This is a genomic window from Salinibacterium sp., from assembly GCF_031364185.1.
Lineage (GTDB): Bacteria > Actinomycetota > Actinomycetes > Actinomycetales > Microbacteriaceae > Rhodoglobus.
This window is the reverse complement of the sequence record NZ_JANLVV010000354.1, coordinates 1-2,676: the sequence shown is the minus strand read 5'-3', so window position 1 is coordinate 2,676 and position 2,676 is coordinate 1. Positions and strand designations below refer to the sequence as shown.

The following is a 2,676-nucleotide window of genomic DNA, read 5'->3' as shown; positions in this document are numbered from 1 at the left end:
CGAGGTGCTCTGTCAGCTCCTCGTCCAACGCTGTCTCGAGCACATTCTTCGTGAACAGCTTCAACAGCCCGTCCGGCCCCGTCAGGGCAAGGCCTTGCTCTTTGGCTAGCCGGACGAGCTCGGCCGCCTCCGCGGATCGGTCATCACCATCATGTTTCTTCGAACTCACAGCATCCAGTGTCGTAGTCATCACGGCACCCTTCCCGCCACGCTCACGCGCGGCGCGTCAAGCCGGAAACACCTTTTAATGCACAGTCCCTGTCACCGATGTCCTGAGACATAACAAACTGGCCGGTGAACATTGCCATGTGTTCGGTGGCAGGAAATGAGGGCATTGAACATGCAATCAGCGGGTCCCATCGCCGAGAGGGAGAGCATTCCGATGTATTCCGTCGAGGGGACTGGTCAGGTAGGGCCTCAGGGCGCTGCTCACGGGCCATTTCGCTCGACTGCATGCGGCTGGGGGAATTTTTTCGTGCATCTCCTTCGCTCGGTCGTTTTTGATCCCAGTCAAAAACAAAGGCGGCCGCGCGATAAGCGCGACCGCCTTCGGTGTGTCTCTGCAGTTAGCCGAGTGCTTTCACCTCGGTAAGTGCGAGATAGCCGGTTCCGGCGAGTTGGACTCTCACATATTGGCCGACTTTTCCGCCGGGAATCGTGACCGTTGAGGGGCTACCCGCTTTGGTGGTCTGGCGGCTTGACCAGACCCAACTTTGGGCCGCCTGTGCGGTGGGTGACAGTCCTGCGGTGAAGGGTCTGTCGGCGACCATTACCCAGTAGTCCGTCAATCGCTCGGCGTAGGAGTCATTGCGATTAAAGACCTGCACACTGGAGACTTTCGCCGCCGCGCCAAGGTTGGCGTCCCACCAGGAGTACTGCCCGCTACCGGTGTGCGAGACCGAGTTCGACGAGAAGTTCCCATTAGTGTTGCCGTCGTTTGCTCGACTGGCTGCTCCTCCGAATTCCGTTGACGATTGTGTTGCCACGGAGCCGGAGATCAGATTCTTAGTTCCGAGTACTTTCACTTCGGTCAGGGCAAGGTAGCCGGTTCCGGCGAGTTGCACCCTGACGTACTGTCCGATCTTCCCGCCGGGAATTGCGATCTTGGTGGGACTGCCCGCTTGTGTGGTCTGGTGGCTCGACGAAACCCAACTTTGGGCCGCTTGCGCGGCGGGTGATAATCCTGGGGTGAAGGGCCTGTCGGAGACCATCACCCAGTAGTCCGACAGCCGGCTTCCATAGGAATCGCGATTGTAGACTTCCACGCTGGAGACTTTCGCGGCGGCGCCGAGGTTGGCGTCCCACCAGGAGTACTGGCTATTGCCGGTATGTGACACCGAGTTCGCAGCAAAGTTTCCGTCGGTGTTGCCGTCGGTTGCTCGACCGGCCGCACCTCCGTACTCCGTCGATGACTGGGTTGCCGTCGCTCCTAACGCAAGATTCGGCTGGTCCAGGAGCGAACCAATTTCCGCCAGGCGTGACGCGTATGGCGCCGAAATGGTGCCGTCCTTCCCAGGCCCAACATTGAGCAGGTAGAGACTGTTTCTCGCATTCACGGTCTTTATCGTGTCTACAACGGCCTGGGCGGCTTTCGGCTCCCCGGTTTCGGGGGCCGCAAACCAAGAACTTTTTGTGTCCAGCGTGTCAGAGGTGTCTTTGACGGAGGAATCCTGCGGCGGTAATCCGTCAATAGGAACCTCGTACACGTTCAAGTCTGAGTCGCTGTTGTTCCCATGGACGTTGTTGGCGACGACTGTGGTGGGCGACAGGGATCGGATGTACGCACGAACCTCGGCATAGTCGATATTCGCGCATCCAGTTTGGCAGCCCCAGCCGTCGAACCAGAGGTAGTCGATGGTTCCGTAGTTTTGGAGCAGTTCGCTGAGCTGGTTTTTGACCAGTGCGGTTGTTTCGAGATTGTGTTGGTCCCAGATGGAGAAGTAGATGCCTACCTTGAGGCCTGCGGCTCGCATCGAGTTTGTGTAGTCGCGAACGATGTCCCCGTTGCCGTTTTGGTAGGGGGATGCGGCGATATCGTAGTTGGAAAAGGCGGTGGGCCAGAGGGCGAATCCGTCGTGGTGTTTGGCGGTCAGCACACCGAAGGTCATGCCTGCTGACTTCATCGCGGCGGCCCACTGGTCAGTGTTAACGGTTTGCGTCGGGTTGAAGTCCGTCGTGCCAGTTTGCGGGTTGCTCCACTGCTGGCCGGTGTATGTGCCTGGTCCGTAGTGGAGGAACATTCCGAACGGATTATTCGTGACCCACTGCTGCGCTAGGGAGTCGGCGGCAGTGGCGGCCGGGGCTCCCGTTACGAGCAGTCCGACCATCGTCGCAGTGGCCGTGAGGAGCATCAGGCCCCGCGAACGGCGACGCACGTGTGAAGAAACCTTCATGTTTGCCTCTCTCTGGGGTCACCATTGACACCCTCCTCACAACCTATAGGAAATGTAATAGAGCGTCCAGCCCTCGCGAAAGACGGTGCTGTTGTGGCGCGTGGAGCTTCGGCAGAGGAAAATGGGCGCCGAAACGAGGAGCGCACTCATGACGACGATCACCCCATACCTGTGGTTCGACAACAATGCCGAAGAAGCCATCACGCTGTACTCATCACTGTTTGACGACGCGAAGATCACCAACCAGGCTCGCTATCCAGAAGGCATGCCCCAGGCCGGGCTG

At 59.0% G+C, this 2,676-nt stretch carries 2 protein-coding genes and 1 pseudogene; 1 reads left to right on the top strand and 2 read right to left on the bottom strand.

The window, feature by feature from the left end; translation table 11 throughout:
• Both RMN95_RS15665 and RMN95_RS15660 read right to left on the bottom strand, forming a co-directional pair.
• A pseudogene (locus tag RMN95_RS15665) lies at window positions 1-190 on the bottom strand (IS256 family transposase); the annotation flags it as partial.
• A 376-nt stretch (window positions 191-566) separates the two neighbouring features.
• Window positions 567-2,393: an alpha-L-fucosidase gene (locus RMN95_RS15660; protein ID WP_309617838.1), complete on the bottom strand. Its 1,827-nt coding sequence runs from the start codon at window positions 2,391-2,393 to the stop codon at window positions 567-569.
• 121 nt (window positions 2,394-2,514) lie between these two features.
• Here RMN95_RS15660 and RMN95_RS17205 point away from each other — a divergent pair.
• Window positions 2,515-2,676: VOC family protein (locus RMN95_RS17205; protein WP_397545307.1), on the top strand; the 162-nt coding region annotated here is incomplete at its 3' end.

Coding starts and splice junctions, on each gene's coding strand:
- RMN95_RS15660 (WP_309617838.1), bottom strand. CDS start 2,393: ATGAAGGTTTCTTCACACGTGCGTCGCCGTTCGCGGGGCCTGATGCTC.